General features: G+C 67.4%; 13 protein-coding genes. 6 read left to right on the top strand and 7 right to left on the bottom strand.

The window, feature by feature from the left end:
* Window positions 1-15: 15 nt before the first annotated feature.
* Entirely contained in the window at window positions 16-522 is a 507-nt protein-coding gene (locus AC1DF4_RS07440) for a GNAT family N-acetyltransferase (protein ID WP_476912285.1), read from the bottom strand.
* 85 nt (window positions 523-607) lie between these two features.
* Here AC1DF4_RS07440 and AC1DF4_RS07435 point away from each other — a divergent pair, with 85 nt between their 5' ends.
* Both AC1DF4_RS07435 and AC1DF4_RS07430 read left to right on the top strand, forming a co-directional pair.
* A complete protein-coding gene (locus AC1DF4_RS07435; RefSeq protein WP_476912284.1) occupies window positions 608-1189 on the top strand; it encodes a P-loop NTPase family protein in 582 nt (193 codons plus the stop codon).
* A 22-nt stretch (window positions 1190-1211) separates the two neighbouring features.
* A complete protein-coding gene (locus AC1DF4_RS07430) occupies window positions 1212-1868 on the top strand; it encodes a class I SAM-dependent DNA methyltransferase (RefSeq protein ID WP_476912283.1) in 657 nt (218 codons plus the stop codon).
* An 8-nt stretch (window positions 1869-1876) separates the two neighbouring features.
* Here the strand turns inward: AC1DF4_RS07430 and AC1DF4_RS07425 are convergent, their stop codons facing one another.
* The 4 genes from AC1DF4_RS07425 to aspS all read right to left on the bottom strand — a co-directional run bounded on the left by AC1DF4_RS07425 (window position 1877) and on the right by aspS (window position 5443).
* Window positions 1877-2152: a helix-turn-helix domain-containing protein gene (locus AC1DF4_RS07425; protein ID WP_476912282.1), complete on the bottom strand. Its 276-nt coding sequence runs from the start codon at window positions 2150-2152 to the stop codon at window positions 1877-1879.
* A complete protein-coding gene (locus AC1DF4_RS07420) occupies window positions 2152-2643 on the bottom strand; it encodes a DUF2975 domain-containing protein (protein ID WP_476912281.1) in 492 nt (163 codons plus the stop codon). The genes AC1DF4_RS07425 and AC1DF4_RS07420 overlap by 1 nt, the downstream gene beginning before the upstream one ends.
* A gap of 110 nt (window positions 2644-2753) precedes the next feature.
* Window positions 2754-3542 carry a GNAT family N-acetyltransferase gene (locus tag AC1DF4_RS07415; RefSeq protein WP_476912280.1) on the bottom strand — a complete coding sequence of 263 codons (789 nt, stop codon included), beginning with the start codon at window positions 3540-3542 and terminating at the stop codon, window positions 2754-2756.
* Between the two features lie 107 nt (window positions 3543-3649).
* The gene (gene aspS / locus AC1DF4_RS07410) at window positions 3650-5443 is read right to left on the bottom strand and encodes an aspartate--tRNA ligase (protein WP_476912279.1); all 1794 of its coding nucleotides are present in this window, start codon (window positions 5441-5443) and stop codon (window positions 3650-3652) included.
* Between the two features lie 107 nt (window positions 5444-5550).
* Between aspS and AC1DF4_RS07405 the strand changes: the two genes are divergently transcribed.
* Window positions 5551-6849 (top strand): APC family permease, encoded by a 1299-nt coding sequence (locus AC1DF4_RS07405; RefSeq protein WP_476912278.1) that lies wholly within the window; start codon window positions 5551-5553, stop codon window positions 6847-6849.
* Between the two features lie 62 nt (window positions 6850-6911).
* Here the strand turns inward: AC1DF4_RS07405 and hisS are convergent, their stop codons facing one another.
* On the bottom strand, window positions 6912-8258 hold the full coding sequence (gene hisS, locus AC1DF4_RS07400; RefSeq protein ID WP_476912277.1) for a histidine--tRNA ligase: 1347 nt from the start codon (window positions 8256-8258) through the stop codon (window positions 6912-6914).
* A 257-nt stretch (window positions 8259-8515) separates the two neighbouring features.
* Between hisS and AC1DF4_RS07395 the strand changes: the two genes are divergently transcribed.
* The 3 genes from AC1DF4_RS07395 (at window position 8516) to AC1DF4_RS07385 (ending at window position 11801) form a co-directional block, all read left to right on the top strand.
* A complete protein-coding gene (locus AC1DF4_RS07395) occupies window positions 8516-9331 on the top strand; it encodes a peptidylprolyl isomerase (protein ID WP_476912276.1) in 816 nt (271 codons plus the stop codon).
* A gap of 61 nt (window positions 9332-9392) precedes the next feature.
* Window positions 9393-11054 carry a DUF349 domain-containing protein gene (locus AC1DF4_RS07390; RefSeq protein ID WP_476912275.1) on the top strand — a complete coding sequence of 554 codons (1662 nt, stop codon included), beginning with the start codon at window positions 9393-9395 and terminating at the stop codon, window positions 11052-11054.
* Between the two features lie 159 nt (window positions 11055-11213).
* On the top strand, window positions 11214-11801 hold the full coding sequence (locus AC1DF4_RS07385) for a hypothetical protein (protein ID WP_476912274.1): 588 nt from the start codon (window positions 11214-11216) through the stop codon (window positions 11799-11801).
* 30 nt (window positions 11802-11831) lie between these two features.
* Here the strand turns inward: AC1DF4_RS07385 and AC1DF4_RS07380 are convergent, their stop codons facing one another.
* Window positions 11832-14225, bottom strand: coding sequence for a RelA/SpoT family protein (locus tag AC1DF4_RS07380; RefSeq protein WP_476864804.1), 2394 nt, complete (start codon window positions 14223-14225; stop codon window positions 11832-11834).
* Window positions 14226-14396 lie beyond the last annotated feature (171 nt).

The following is a 14396-nucleotide window of genomic DNA, read 5'->3' as shown; positions in this document are numbered from 1 at the left end:
TCCAGCGGGCCGGACTCATCTGAGATCCTGCAATGGATCGGTCCCGATCCAGTAGCGCAGCACAGCGCCGTTCCCGGCGGCATCCTCGAGGATGCCGCCATGGCGTTCTATGGTTTTGGCCGAGGCGGCGTTTTCAGTCTCGCAGACAGCCAGCAAGCGCTCCATGCCGAGTGCCCGTGCCTCGCAGAGCATGCGGCCGAGGGCCCAGGTTGCCAGTCCGTGCCGGCGGACCGACGGCCGTACTCCGTAGCCGATGTGGCCGGCCAGCGGCACAGAAACGTGTCCCTCGTGGCGCAGCGCGATCCCGCCGAGCACCTGATCGTTCTCAACAATCCAGCGGTACGTACAGCGCTCCGACTCCCCTGCCAGCCGCTCCACCCAGGCCGCGAACCCGGTGGGCGAATCGACGTCGTCCGTCGGCAGCAGCCCGAAACCGTCCTCATGGACGCCGGGACCCCACTCGGCACGCGCCTCAAGCCAGGCCGCATGCAGCTGTCCGGTAGGTTCGATCAGCTCGGGCATGCCGCAACTATATCGATCCGGAATCGATGGGACGTGACCATTGAGAATGGATCCCGGCCCGAACCAGTCGCCCTAAGCTCTACCCATGCATTCTCATAGCGACCCGCTGCCCTGGCCCCCGAAGCGCGTGCTCGTGGCAGGGGTATCGGGTGTTGGCAAGACAACGCTCGCCCGGCGGATCGCTGCCATCACGGGAGGCCCGCACACAGAAATCGACGCGCTCTTCCACGGACCGGCGTGGACTCCACGACCGGAGTTTCTCGCCGATGTCCGCTCGCTGATCAGGACCGGCTCGTGGACCACCGAGTGGCAGTACGACGCCGCCCGGCCGCTGCTCGCCGAGAGCGCAGAGGTGGTGGTCTGGCTCGATCTGTCCTTTGTGCGCGTCACGCTTCCCCGCCTCGTCCGGCGCACCATCCGCCGCCGCTGGAGCCGGGAAGAGCTGTGGAACGGCAACCGGGAAGCGCCGCTGTGGACGGTCTTCACCGATCGTGAACACATCGTGCGCTGGGCTTTCAGATCCCGGCGAAACTACGAAGCGGCCGTGCCCGGCCTCATCCAGAAATACCCGCACCTCACCGTTGTTAGACTGCGTTCGCAGCAGGAAGCTGAGGATTGGCTGGACAGGCCGCTGGCCAGCGCCGTCAGCGCCTGCGCACGGAACTGACAAGGCCCGGTAGCCTGTCCGGATGAATGCTGATGAGCGCCTCGACAGTGTCCGCTCAACATACGACGCCGTTGCGGAAAGTTACGCCCGCCTGCTCCCGGATGCCCGCTTCGAAGCACCGGCGGACCACGGCATGATCAGAGCGTTCGTCGCACACGTGACCGAGGGGAACGCCCAATCCGTGGTCGATGCCGGGTGCGGGACAGGCCGCATGACCCGGCTTCTGGCGTCACTCGGTGTGGACGTGTCAGGGATTGATTTGTCCCCCGGGATGATCTCCGTGGCACGCAGAAACTATCCTGGGCTCAGCTTTGACGCCGCCGGGCTGTCGGAGCTTCCTTTCGCGGACATGCAGCTGGGCGGGGTCTTCGCCTGGTATTCGATCATCCATTCGCCGCCCGAGGAACTCCCCCGGGTGTTCGCCGAATTCTTCCGCGTCCTGACGCCCGGGGGCCATGCACTGCTCAGCTTCCAGGTCGGTGAGGGCCACCGGCATCTCTCACGCGCCTACGGGCACGACGTGTCGCTGGAGTCCCAGCTGTTCACACCGGAGACCATCGCCGGACTCCTGACGGACTCCGGCTTCAGCGTGATCGCCCGGATGACACGCCAGGCGCGTGCTCAGGAAAAGACGCCCCAGGCCGTTCTCCTCGCGCACCGGCCATCCGCGGGCCCCTAGCCTGCCGGTCACGGCTCGGCCCCTCCATGCAGGAATGGGCGTTCACGGCCGTCGCCGGCTGACGTCACGGCCGTCGAAGCGTCGGGCTCCCAGTGCAGCAGTTCTCCAGGCTGGCAGTCGAGTACTGCGCACAGCGCTTCGAGCGTCGTGAAGCGTATAGCCTTGGCGCGGCCGTTCTTGAGCACCGCCAGGTTCGTGGGCGTGATGCCGACGCGGTCCGCAAGCACTCCGACGGGCATCTTGCGCTTGGCAAGCAGCAAGTCGATGTCGACGACGATCGGCATCAAATCACCTCGTCCAGTTCAGTCCGCAAGAATCTCGCTTCAGCATCACGGGCGACCGCCTGGGCCAGAAGGGTCCGAAGCACCCGGACGATCAGTGCCGTCCCGGCGATCATCAGGGACGCCCCGCAGGTCAAAAGAACGACGCCGGGAGCGGTCTCGCCCGGCGCAAGGATGACGGCGATGCCGAACATCAGCAGCGATGCGGCCACGATGGCTCCGAAGATGACGTCCACGAACCGGAAAGCGGCGTGGGAGAACACCGTTCCTCGACGCACCATCGTCAGCAGACGCCACACACACCCCAGGGTGACCTGAACGCTCACGATGCCCAGGACCACGATCACCAAGAGAGCGATGCGCGGCCCGCTGGGAGCACCGGACTCCTCCAAATCGATGGACAGCAGCGGCACCATCCACACCTGCACGAACAGAGAGCCGGCGAGCCCCATCGCGAGGACTGCGCGGAGTGCGAGGACTGTTAGCTTTCCCAATGGGCTCCCTTGTCGATGAACAATGAGATTCTATCGATAATCGACAACCAGGGTAAAGCCGGCCACTGTCAGGATGCTGGCGGCAGCCGGTGGGCATAGCGGACGGGAAGTCAGCAGCCGGTCAGGTGGCGCTTCGGCCGTTCCTGCCGGTAGAGGTACCGGCCCGCCGCGCGGAACCCAGCGCGGTCGTAGAGTTCGCGGGCTCCGGCATTGGAGGCCATCACCAGCAGCCAATAACTGCCGAGGCCCCGGGCGTCACCTTCGCGCAGCAGCGCCTGCAGGATGCGGGAGGCATAGCCGTGCCGCCGGGCGTCCGGACGCGTCACCATGCAGTACAGCCCTCCCGTACCGCCGGCAGCGCCGGGAGGAACGGCAAGGCGTCCGACGGCGGCCGGCCGGCCGGCGTCGTCCCGGACGAGGGCGTACAGCGAGGGGCAGCGTTCAAGGATCCCGCGGGCGACGGCGAGGGCAGTCTCGTCGCCGCGTCCGTCCACGCTCCACCACAGCCGCAGCCACTCCGCGGTGGGCTCCGTGGAAATCTCGACGCCGGGATCGGCAGCAGGGGCATCTGTCCTTCCATCACTGACCAGCACCAGGGTCTCGGACTGCCGGGTGAACCCTTCCTCGTCCAGCACGGCGTTGAGCGGCGCGTAGCGCGGGTCATCGAAGACCTGGAAGATCAGCGGCAGCCGGCGGTTCCGGTACCAGAGGCGTGCCTCCCGGAGCGTGGCGAGCTGCCCGTGGATGTCGCCGCCGGGTTCGCGGGGCCAGACGGAGTTGGCCCGCTGGGTCACGCCGGAGGCGGCCCGGAGTACCCAGCCGCCGGACTCCTCCCGCTCCGCGGCGGGCCACGCGGCGTCCATCAGCCCTTCAATCCCGGGCATCGGTTCCCGTGCCATGTGACCCCTCCGTCCTCCCCGTCTTCCAATACTTTAGAGACAGCAGTTTCTGCGACAGCAAAGGCCCCCCGGTTTCCCGGAGAGCCTTTGCTGATCATCGGTTCAGGCTACTGGGCGTCGTCCGCCGGCGGCGCAGCCTTCTTGGCTTCCGGCTTGAAGTCCACGCCGGCTTCCTTGCGCTGCTGCGCCGTGATCGGGGCCGGGGCCTGGGTCAGCGGGTCGAAGCCGCCGCCGGACTTCGGGAACGCGATGACGTCGCGGATGGACTCGACACCCGCCAGCAGCGCTACCACGCGGTCCCAGCCGAACGCGATGCCGCCGTGGGGAGGCGCGCCGAACTTGAAGCCCTCAAGCAGGAAGCCGAACTTGGTCTGGGCGTCTGCCTTGTCCAGGCCCATGAGTTCGAAGACCCGTTCCTGCACGTCGCGCTCGTGGATACGGATCGAGCCGCCGCCGATTTCGTTGCCGTTGCAGACAATGTCGTAGGCGTAGGACAGGGCCGACTCGGGATCCTGGTCGAAGCTGTCCATGAACTCGGGCTTGGGCGAGGTGAACGCGTGGTGCACGGCGGTCCACTTGCCGGCGCCGACGGCGACATCACCGGACGCCACGGCGGCTGCGGCAGGTTCGAACATCGGCGCATCCACCACCCAGCAGAAGGCCCAGTCGGCCGGGTTGATCAGGCCGGTGCGGTGGCCGATCTCCACGCGGGCAGCGCCGAGAAGGGCGCGGGACGGGGTCTTCTCGCCGGCGGCGAAGAAGATGCAGTCGCCGGGCTTGGCGCCGACGGCGTCGGCGAGGCCTGCACGCTCGGAGTCGGTGAGGTTTTTGGCGACGGGACCGGCGAGTTCGCCGTCTTCCTTGTACAGAACGTACGCCAGGCCCTTGGCGCCGCGCTGCTTGGCCCATTCCTGCCACGCGTCGAGGGCGCGGCGGGCCTGGGAGGCGCCGCCCGGCATGACGACGGCACCGACGTAAGGCGCCTTGAACACACCGAAGTTGGTGTCCTTGAAGAACTCGGTGAGCTCGGTGAGCTCCTGGCCGAAACGCAGGTCCGGCTTGTCTGAGCCATAGCGGGCCATGGCGTCGTGGTAGGTGATGCGCTGGATCGGCGTCGGGATTTCGACGTCGATCAGCTTCCACAGTGCCTTGACGATGTTCTCGCCGAGACGGATGATGTCGTCCTGCTCGACGAAGCTGGCTTCGATGTCGAGCTGGGTGAATTCCGGCTGGCGGTCCGCACGGAAGTCCTCGTCGCGGTAGCAGCGGGCGATCTGGTAGTACTTCTCGAAGCCGCCCACCTGCAGGAGCTGCTTGAACAGCTGCGGGGACTGCGGCAGCGCGTACCAGGAACCCGGCGCCAGGCGGGCGGGGACCACGAAGTCGCGGGCGCCTTCCGGCGTCGAGCGGGTCAGCGTCGGGGTTTCGATCTCGACGTAGCCGTCCTGGTGGAGCAGCTCGCGGGCCACGCGGTTGGCCTCGGAGCGCAGGCGCAGGTTGCGGGCGGGGCCGGGGCGGCGCAGGTCCAGGTAGCGGTGCTTGAGGCGGGCTTCCTCGCCGACCTCGACGTGCTCATCAATCTGGAACGGCAGCGCATCGGACGTGTTGAGGATGGTGACCTTCTCGGCCATGACCTCAATCTCGCCGGTGGCCAGAGCGGGGTTCTCGTTGCCCTCGGGGCGCCGGGAGACGGTGCCCACGATCTGCAGCACGAACTCGTTGCGCAGGCCGTGGAAGACCTCTTCTTCACGGACGACCACCTGGGACACGCCCGAGGCGTCACGCAGGTCAACGAAGGCGACACCACCGTGGTCACGACGGCGGCCGACCCAGCCGGCGAGGGTTACGGTTTGTCCAATGTGCTCGGAGCGAAGGGATCCGAGGTCATGTGTGCGCAGCACAGCACGCCTTTCTGAAGAAGACAGAGGGAAATCAAAACTCATGTTCAATAGGATCGCTACAGGAACGATCCCGTACGAGTTTACCCGTTGGAAAGGCCCCTCCCGCCATGGCAAGCCGCCACCCGAGCCAGCCTTCTCCCGGCCAGCACCATCAGGCGCACCTGCAGCGCCGGCTGGGCGTCCTGGATTCGACCGCGATCGGGCTCGGCTCGATGCTGGGCGCCGGCGTCTTTGTGGTCTTCGCACCGGCCGCGGCACTGGCCGGTCCCCTGCTGGCCGTCGCCGTGGCGGTCGCCGGTGTGATCGCGTATTGCAATGCGGTGGCCTCCGCCCAGTTGGCGGCGAGATATCCCGCCAGTGGCGGCACTTACGTCTACGGGCGGATCAGGCTCGGCGAATGGCCCGGCTTCATTGCCGGCTGGGGTTTCGTAACGGGCAAGACAGCTTCCTGCGCGGCCATGGCCCTGACGTTCGGCCACTATGCGACACCGGAATTCGCGACGCCGCTCGCGGTGGCCGCCGTCGTGGTCCTGACGGGCGTGAACCTGCTGGGGATCACGCGGACCGCGCTGCTGACCCGGATCCTGCTGGGCGTGGTGCTCGCGACCCTCGCTTTCGTGGCGGCCGCCGCGATTCTGGGTCCGCATGCCGCCTCCGACGGTGGCCCCGGCGCGGCCGCAGGGGCGGGCGGCTGGGGCGTGCTCCCCGCTGCGGGGCTGATGTTTTTTGCCTTCGCCGGCTATGCCCGGATCGCAACGCTCGGCGAAGAGGTCAAGGATCCCGCCCGCACCATTCCGCGCGCCATCTTCGCGGCGCTGGCCGCGGCCTTCGTGATCTACCTCGGGCTGGCGCTGCTGCTGCAGTGGCACCTGCCCGCTGAGCAGCTGGCCACCTCGACGGCGCCGCTGCTCGACGCCGTGGCCAGCTCGCACCTGAGCGCGGGCGCCCCGCTCGTCCAGGCCGGTGCGGCGGCCGGGTGCCTTGGCGCGCTGCTGGCACTCATCACGGGAGTGGGCCGGACCGCCATGGCGATGGCGCGGGAACGTGACCTGCCTTCTCCCCTGGCCCGGGTGGGCGGCGCGCACACCGTTCCCGTCCTCGCCGAACTGACCGTCGCGGCTGCCGTCATCCTCCTGCTGCTGACCACGAGCGTGCTGACGGTAGTGGGATTCTCCAGCTTCGGCGTGCTGGTCTACTACTCGGTGACGAACGCCGCCGCATTCACCCTGCCCGCGCGCCCCTGGCACGCGCCGCGCTGGCTCAATGTCCTGGGGTTCCTCGGTTGCCTGCTTCTGGCCGTGACACTGCCGCCGGCCTCGGTGCTGGGCATGGCGGCAGTGCTGGCCGTGGGCGTGGCCGGGCGCTTCGTGGTGCTGGGGCTGCGGCGCCGGAACGCCGCCGCTTAGGCGGCGTTCGGGCGCTGCGTTCGGGCCGCTTAGGCGGCGTTCGGGCGCTGCGTTCGGGCCGCTTAGGCCTTCAGGACCCTGACATGCAGGTCGTCCGCGGCCGGGGCCCAGGTGGCCGGATCGGCGTCGAGCTGTTCGCCGGTGCGGATGTCCTTGACCTGGTGCTTGCCGTCGTCGTCGGTGAACCAGACGAAGGGGATGCCGCGGCGGTCGGCGAATTTGATCTGCTTACCGAATTTCTCGGCCTTGGCGGCGACCTCGGTGGCGATCCCCCGGCCGCGGAGCTCCGCGGCGACGTCCTGCGCCGCGCCCCAGCTGTCATCGCTGTTGAGCGCCACCAGCACGGCGGTCGGCACGGACCGTGTTGCCTTGGCGAGGTCCTGGCTGAGGATCCGGGAGACCAGCCGGGTCACGCCGATGGAGAGGCCGACGCCGGGGAACTTGCGGTTGCCTTTGCTGGCGAGGGCGTCGTAGCGTCCGCCGGAGCAGATCGAGCCGAGCTGCTCATGGCCCACCAGGACGGTTTCCACCACGGTGCCGGTGTAGTAGTCCAGGCCGCGGGCGATGCTGAGGTCCGCGACCACCTTGCCGGGCGCCCGCTGGACGGCTGCGGCGATGACCTGCTCCAGCTCGGCCAGGCCCTCTTCCAGCAGTTCGTTGCTGACCCCCAGCGCGCGGACCTGCGCCACGAAGGAGGTGTCCTCGGTGCGGATCGAGGCAAGTTTGAGGGCGGACTGGGCCTGCTCGTCGGTGGCGCCGAGCTCGGATTTGAGCAGTTCCGCCACCTTGGCCGGCCCGATCTTCTCCAGCTTGTCGATGCTGCGCAGCACCCCGGCGGTGTCGGTGAGGCCGATGCCGTTGTAGAAGCCCTCCGCCAGCTTGCGGTTGTTGATCCGGAGCAGGAAGTCCGGGATCGGCAGGGCGCTCAGGGCCTCGGCGATGACCAGGGCAATCTCGACGTCGTAACGGAACGGGAGTTCGCCGTCGCCCACAATGTCGATGTCCGCCTGGGTGAACTCGCGGGCGCGGCCTTCCTGCGGACGTTCGCCGCGCCAGACCTTCTGGATCTGGTACCGGCGGAACGGGAAAGCGAGGTAGCCGGCGTTTTCGACGACATACCGGGCGAACGGCACAGTGAGGTCGAAGTGCAGGGCCAGGGCGTGCGGATCGCCTTTGTGTGACTTGGCTTCTTCGCTCTCCTCGTCCTGCAGCCGGCTCAGCCCGTAGACCTCTTTGTCGATCTCGCCCTTGCGCAGCAGCTGCCCGACGGTTTCCACGGCACGGGTCTCGATCGAGGAAAAGCCATGGAGTTCGAAGACCCGGCGCAGCGTGTCCAGCACATGCAGCTCCACCAGCCGTTCCTCGGGAAGCCACTCGGGGAATCCGGACAGGGAGGCGGTGCGTGCCATGGTGGATTTTCTCCTCTGGTAAAACCGGCCCGAGCCTGCTGCGCCGGGTTGCGGCCGAAACGGGCCGTCCGAAACGGGGATCAGAAAGGCAGCAGAGCGGCCGGTCATGCATAAACTGTGTGCGGCAGTCAGTTTATGCGTTCCGCGCCCGCAACTTCTAATGCGTCCGGTACGTCCCGACTGCCGGCAGCATTACCGCTGAATACAAGGCGGCGCCCCGGCGCCGCCCGGTTTCGGCCAGACAAGCAGGAGGACTTTTGGCGGCCAATTCACGGAGCGCCCGCGAAGCCAAGCGGCGCGTCCAGCAAATGGAGGCAAAGCGCGAGCTGCGCAAGGAGCAGGACAAGCGCCGGAAGCGCGACAACGTCCTCGCCATTGGCGCCGGCACCGCCGCACTGGTGGTTGCCCTGGTGCTCCAGCTGACCGTCTTCTCGTCCAATCCGACCGAAGACGAATATGCCGCCGCCCAGGCCGGGCTGACCACCCCCTCGGCTACTCCCCCGGCCACGCCCTCGGCCCCACCTACCAGTAACGCCGAGAACATCCCGAAGCCCGAAACGGCGGCCGGCCAGACTTTCACCGGCGAACTCAAGCTCAACAGCGGCACGCTCGGCGTCGAACTCGACGGCACGGCCGCGCCCCAGGCAACCGCCGTCTTCAAGTCCCTTGCGGACCAGAACTTCTACACCGGGCTCAACTGCCACCGGCTCACCACGGCCGAGACCTTCGGCGTGCTGCAGTGCGGCTCCAAGGCCGGCGACGGCAGCAGCGACCCGAGCTTCACCTGGGGTCCGCTGGAGAACACGCCGCAGGACAACAACTACCCCGCCGGTACCATCGCCGTCGCCAGGAGCGGCGGAAACGCGTACGGCAACGGTACACAGTTCTTCATCGTGTACAAGGACACCGTCATTCCGGCCGACGCCGCCGGCGGCTACACGGTGGTGGGCAAGGTGACCTCAGGCCTGGACGTGGTGGCCAATATTGCGGCCGCCGGACTAAAACCGGGTGATAACGCCACAGACGGCGCACCCGCGGAACCAGTCACGATAGACTCGTTCTCTCTGAAGTAACCAGCCGTTGCCCTTGTGGCCACGGCCCCGGTATTTCCCTCCAAGCGAAAGACTTCTAGCGGTGACAGACAGTCAGAAATCCGACGAAACAGTGTCAGCAGCAGCTGCCAACGAGACCGAAGCTGAGGCCAACGTGCCAGCTCAGGCGACCGACACTCCCGAAAACACGGTGCCGGAAGCGGTGACCGAGACGGCACCCGAGGTCCCTGCGGCCGACGCCGAGACCACGCCTGAGGCTCCCGAGGCGACAGAGGCTCCCGCCGAGGACGCTGCACCCGAGGCTCCGGCCGCCACTGAGGCCGCCGCCCCGGCCGAAGAAGCAGCTCCCGCAGCGCCCGCCAAGGAACCAGCTCCGGCCCCGGCCACCGCCCGGCCCGCGCCGTCACCGGCTGCATTCGCGGCACGTCCGAAGGCCAAGCCCTCACCTGCCGCCCCCGCCGCCGCGCCGGCAGCTGTGTCCTCCGCCGCGTCGCTGGCCGAAGCGGCCCGCTGGGGCCGCGTTGAAGGTGACGGCCACGTATTCCTGACCGTCGACGGCGAGGAGCATCCCGTCGGCCAGTACCCGGGCGTCAGCGATGACGAAGCCCTGGGCTACTTCGCCCGGAAGTACGACGACATCGTCGCGCAGATTGTCCTGCTGGAACAGCGCGTCAGCTCCAAGGCGCCCACCACGGACATGCAGAAGACCGTCACCCACCTGCGCGAACAGCTGGCTGAGCGCAACATGGTGGGCGACCTCCGCTCCGCCGAGGCCCGCCTGGACACCCTCGCCCAGCAGATCACCGCGCTTGAAAAGACCGAGAAGGCTGAACACGACGCCGTCCGGGCCGCCGAACTGAAGGCCCGCGAAGCCATCGTCGCCGAAGCTGAAGAGATCGCCGGCCACGACCCGGCCCAGATCCAGTGGAAGACCTCCAGCGCCCGGATGAACGAACTGTTCGAGAGCTGGAAGACCGCGCAGAAGAGCGGTGTCCGTCTTGGCCGCAGCAACGAAGACGCCCTCTGGAAGCGCTTCCGTGCCGCACGCACGGTCTTTGACCGGCACCGCCGCGCATACTTCTCCCAGCTGGACAGCAACAACTCGGCAGCCAAGGCCGCCAAGGAAAAGCTGATCACCGAGGCGGAAGCGCTCTCGACGTCCACCGACTGGGGCTTTGCCGCGGGCGAGTACCGCCGCCTGATGGACCAGTGGAAGGCCTCACCGCGCGCCAGCCGCAAGGACGACGACGCCCTCTGGGCCCGTTTCCGTGCCGCGCAGGACGTCTTCTTCACCCACCGGCAGGCTGCCAACGACGAGATCGACCAGGAATACGGCGCGAACCTGGTGGTCAAGGAAGCCCTGCTGGCGGAAGCCAACGAGCTGCTCCCCATCACGGACCTCGCGGCCGCCAAGAAGGCCCTCCAGTCCATCCGCGACCGCTGGGAAGAGGCCGGCAAGGTTCCCCGCGCCGACATGGGACGCGTTGAAGCCGGACTCCGCAAGGTCGAAGACGCCGTACGCCACGCCGAGGACGAGAACTGGAAGCGGTCCAATCCTGAGACGAAGGCGCGCACCAACAGCGCTCTGACGCAGCTGGAATCCGCCATCTCCGGGCTCCGGGATGACCTCGCCAAGGCAGAGAAGGCCGGCGACGAGCGCAAGATCAAGGCCGCAAAGGAAGCCCTCGAGGCCCGTGAGGCCTGGCTGGAACAGCTCGAGAAGTCAGCGAGCGAGCTCTCCTAGACGGAAGCACCAGCCACTGAAGCTGGCTGTTTGATACAGGCCCCGCACCGGTTATCCACATGACCGGGACGGGGCCTGTTCGCTTTCTCCAGGACCGGACAGGATGGCTGGATGGTCAATGTTTCCGGCCCTTCAGCGACCGCCCCGCCTACGTCTGACTTGGCACCGTCTCACGCGGCACCGCTTGAGCTCTACTCCCCCGGGGCGCTTTTCACCTGGCCCGAACTGCAGGCCATGGCGTCCGACGGCGTGCTGACCCAGCTCTACCAGCGCGGCTATCTGCCCCCGGGCAGCCGGGCCACTCCGCAGCTCCGGGCCCGCGCCGCGGCCGTCCTCATCCGCCCGGCAATCCGGCAGCGGGTCGTTGCAGGAAGGATGACTGCGGCCTGGATCTATGGCTGCGCCGCTGAACCGGACCGGCTCGCCCTGCTCGTGGACGCCAACCGGCGGATTTCCAGCCTCAGGTCCATGCGGGGCTGCACGTTCCATGAAGTGCGCCTCGGAGCGTTCGACGTCGTGAGCCTGGGCGGACTGATGGTCTCCAGCCCGCTGCGGACCTCAGTGGACATCGCCCTGCACGTGGACGCCGAGCGGGCCATACCGGCCCTGCGCGCGCTCCTGGCCCAGCCCGAACTGGGCGTGCGGCTGCGCCTGCTCAGGCTCGCTGTGGAGGCCACCCCGAGGGTGCCGCACAAGAACGCCGCTCTGGCGAAGCTCGAGCACCTCCGGGCCGGCCCGGCGCCTTAGCCGGCGGCGGATCCGAAGGCCGGCAGCGTATTAGCTGCGCCGCCGGTTGCCGGTAGTGCGGTACACGTCGAAGACGCCGTCGATGCGGCGGACGGCGCTCAGCACATGGCTCAGGTACTTGGGGTCGCCCATCTCGAAGGCGAATTTGGAGATCGCCACCCGGTCCGTGGATGTGTGCACGCTGGCCGCCAGAATGTTGACGTGGTTCTCGGACAGGATCCGCGTCACATCCGAAAGCAAGGATTTGCGGTCGAGCGCTTCGACCTGGATTTCCACCAGGAAGACGCTCGACTGGGTGGGTGCCCAGTCGACCTCGACGATCCGGTCCGGCTGCTCCAGCAGTCCGCTGACGTTGGTGCAGTCCGTCCGGTGCACCGAGACGCCGGAGCCGCGGGTGACGAACCCCAGGATCGGGTCAGGCGGTACCGGCGTGCAGCAGCGCGCGAGTTTCACCCAGACGTCGTCCACGCCGCGCACCACGACTCCGGAATCGGAATACCGGGCCTTCGTGACCTGGGTCGGGATGGATACCTCGGTGAGGTCGTCCTCGGGGGTGTCGTTGCCGCCGAGGCTCTCGACCAGGCGTTCCATGACGGACTGCGCGGAGGTGTGCCCGTCCCCCACACCGGCGTAGAGGCCGGATATGTCGACGTACTTGAAATCCTCGGCCACGGCGGCGAGGGCGTCATGCGTCATGAGGCGCTGCAGCGGGAGGTTCTGCTTGCGCATCGCCTTGGTCAGCAGTTCCTTGCCGCGGTCGATCGACTCCTCGCGGCGTTCCTTGCTGAACCACTGCCTGATCTTGTTGCGGGCGCGGGCGCTCTTGACGAAATGCTGCCAGTCCTGGCTGGGCCCGGCCCCTTCGGCCTTAGAGGTAAAGATCTCCACCCAGTCGCCGTGGTTGAGTTCACTGTTGAGCGGGACCAGTTTGCCATTGACGCGGGCACCGATGGTCCGGTGGCCCACCTCGGTGTGGACGGCATACGCGAAGTCCACGGGCGTGGAGCCCGCGGGCAGGGCCATGACCTCGCCCTTGGGCGTGAAGACAAACACTTCCCGGGCATTGATTTCAAAGCGCAGGGAGTCGAGGAATTCGCCGGGATCGGACGTTTCCTGCTGCCAGTCCACGAGGGACCGGAGCCAGCCCATGTCGCCGTCGCGCGGGCTTCCCGGCCCGGCAGCCGTGCGGTTCGGCTGGTCCTTGTACTTCCAGTGCGCGGCGACGCCGTATTCGGCGCGGCGGTGCATCTCGTGGGTACGGATCTGGATCTCCACGGGTTTGCCGCCCGGACCGATCACCGTAGTGTGCAGCGACTGGTACATGTTGAACTTGGGCATCGCGATGTAGTCCTTGAACCGCCCAGGGAGGGGGTTCCAGCGCGAGTGCATGGCGCCCAGGGCCGCGTAACAGTCCCGGACCGAGTCCACCAGGACCCTGACGCCCATCAGGTCGTTGATGTCGTCGAAATCCTTATCCCGGACGATCATCTTCTGGTAGATCGAGTAGTAATGCTTCGGCCGGCCCGTGATGGTGGCCTTGATCTTGGCTTCGCGCAGGTCCTCGGTGATCTGGTTGCGGATGACGGAGAGGTTCTTTTCGCGTTCGGGGGTCCGGTCCCCCACCATGCGCACGATTTCCTCGTAGACCTTCGGGTACAGGGCCGCGAAGGAAAGGTCTTCCAGCTCCCACTTGATGGTGTTCATGCCGAGCCGGTGCGCCAGCGGGGCGAAGATTTCCAGGGTCTCCCGGGCCTTGCGCGCCGAGGATTCGGCCGAGACAAAGCGCCAGGTCCTGGCGTTGTGCAGCCGGTCGGCCAGCTTGATCATCAGGACCCGGATGTCCTTGGCCATGGCCACGACCATTTTTCGGACAGTTTCGGATTGCGCGGCCTCGCCAAAGCTGACCTTGTCCAGCTTGGTGACACCGTCCACCAGCATGGCCACTTCCGGCCCGAACTCGCCCCTCAGGTCATCCAGGGTGTAGGAGGTGTCCTCGACGGTGTCGTGCAGGAGCGCCGCTGCCAGTGTGGTTCCGCTGAGCCCGAGCTCGGCCAGGATGGTGGCCACCGCCACCGGGTGCGTGATGTAGGGGTCACCGCTCTTGCGCTTCTGCCCGCGGTGGCAGCGCTCCGCCACGATGAAGGCACGCTGGATGAGGTCGAAATCCTCTTTCGGGTTGTTGGCCCGGACCGTGCGCAGCAGCGGCTCAAGGATGGGGGAATAGGCGGGGGCGCCGCGCCCGGTCAGGCGGGCAAGCCGGGAACGGGTGCGTTCACGACGGCCGGGGAACGTGGGGCGTGCGCCCGAACTGTCTACGGGCACCGGCGGATCGGCGCGTCCGGGAGCCACCACACCAGTCTGCGAACCCTGGCCTGAAGCCTTAGCCACCGGCGCTGATGGCACCGGCGTCGAACGTTCTTCCAATGGAGCACCTCTCCGAACCCGTTAATTCTTCCAGTCTATTCCCGCAGCAGGATACTTCGATAACCGGCGTCCATACGGCGACGGGCCGGAGAGCGTCACGAATGACGTTCTCCGGCCCGTCGGACCGCGGGGCAGATCCCGGCGGCGGTGACCGGTCCTGCAGGACCGCTG

It is taken from the genome of Arthrobacter sp. 05N429 (assembly GCF_056397045.1).
This window is presented reverse-complemented; position numbering and strand designations above follow the sequence as displayed.

Excerpts from the sequence above, each read along its gene's own strand:
- AC1DF4_RS07440 (WP_476912285.1), bottom strand. The coding sequence starts at position 522 with ATGCCCGAGCTGATCGAACCTACCGGACAGCTGCATGCGGCCTGGCTT.
- AC1DF4_RS07435 (WP_476912284.1), top strand. The coding sequence starts at position 608 with ATGCATTCTCATAGCGACCCGCTGCCCTGGCCCCCGAAGCGCGTGCTC.
- AC1DF4_RS07405 (WP_476912278.1), top strand. The coding sequence starts at position 5,551 with ATGGCAAGCCGCCACCCGAGCCAGCCTTCTCCCGGCCAGCACCATCAG.
- hisS (WP_476912277.1), bottom strand. The coding sequence starts at position 8,258 with ATGGCACGCACCGCCTCCCTGTCCGGATTCCCCGAGTGGCTTCCCGAG.
- AC1DF4_RS07430 (WP_476912283.1), top strand. The coding sequence starts at position 1,212 with ATGAATGCTGATGAGCGCCTCGACAGTGTCCGCTCAACATACGACGCC.
- AC1DF4_RS07415 (WP_476912280.1), bottom strand. The coding sequence starts at position 3,542 with ATGGCACGGGAACCGATGCCCGGGATTGAAGGGCTGATGGACGCCGCG.
- AC1DF4_RS07425 (WP_476912282.1), bottom strand. The coding sequence starts at position 2,152 with ATGCCGATCGTCGTCGACATCGACTTGCTGCTTGCCAAGCGCAAGATG.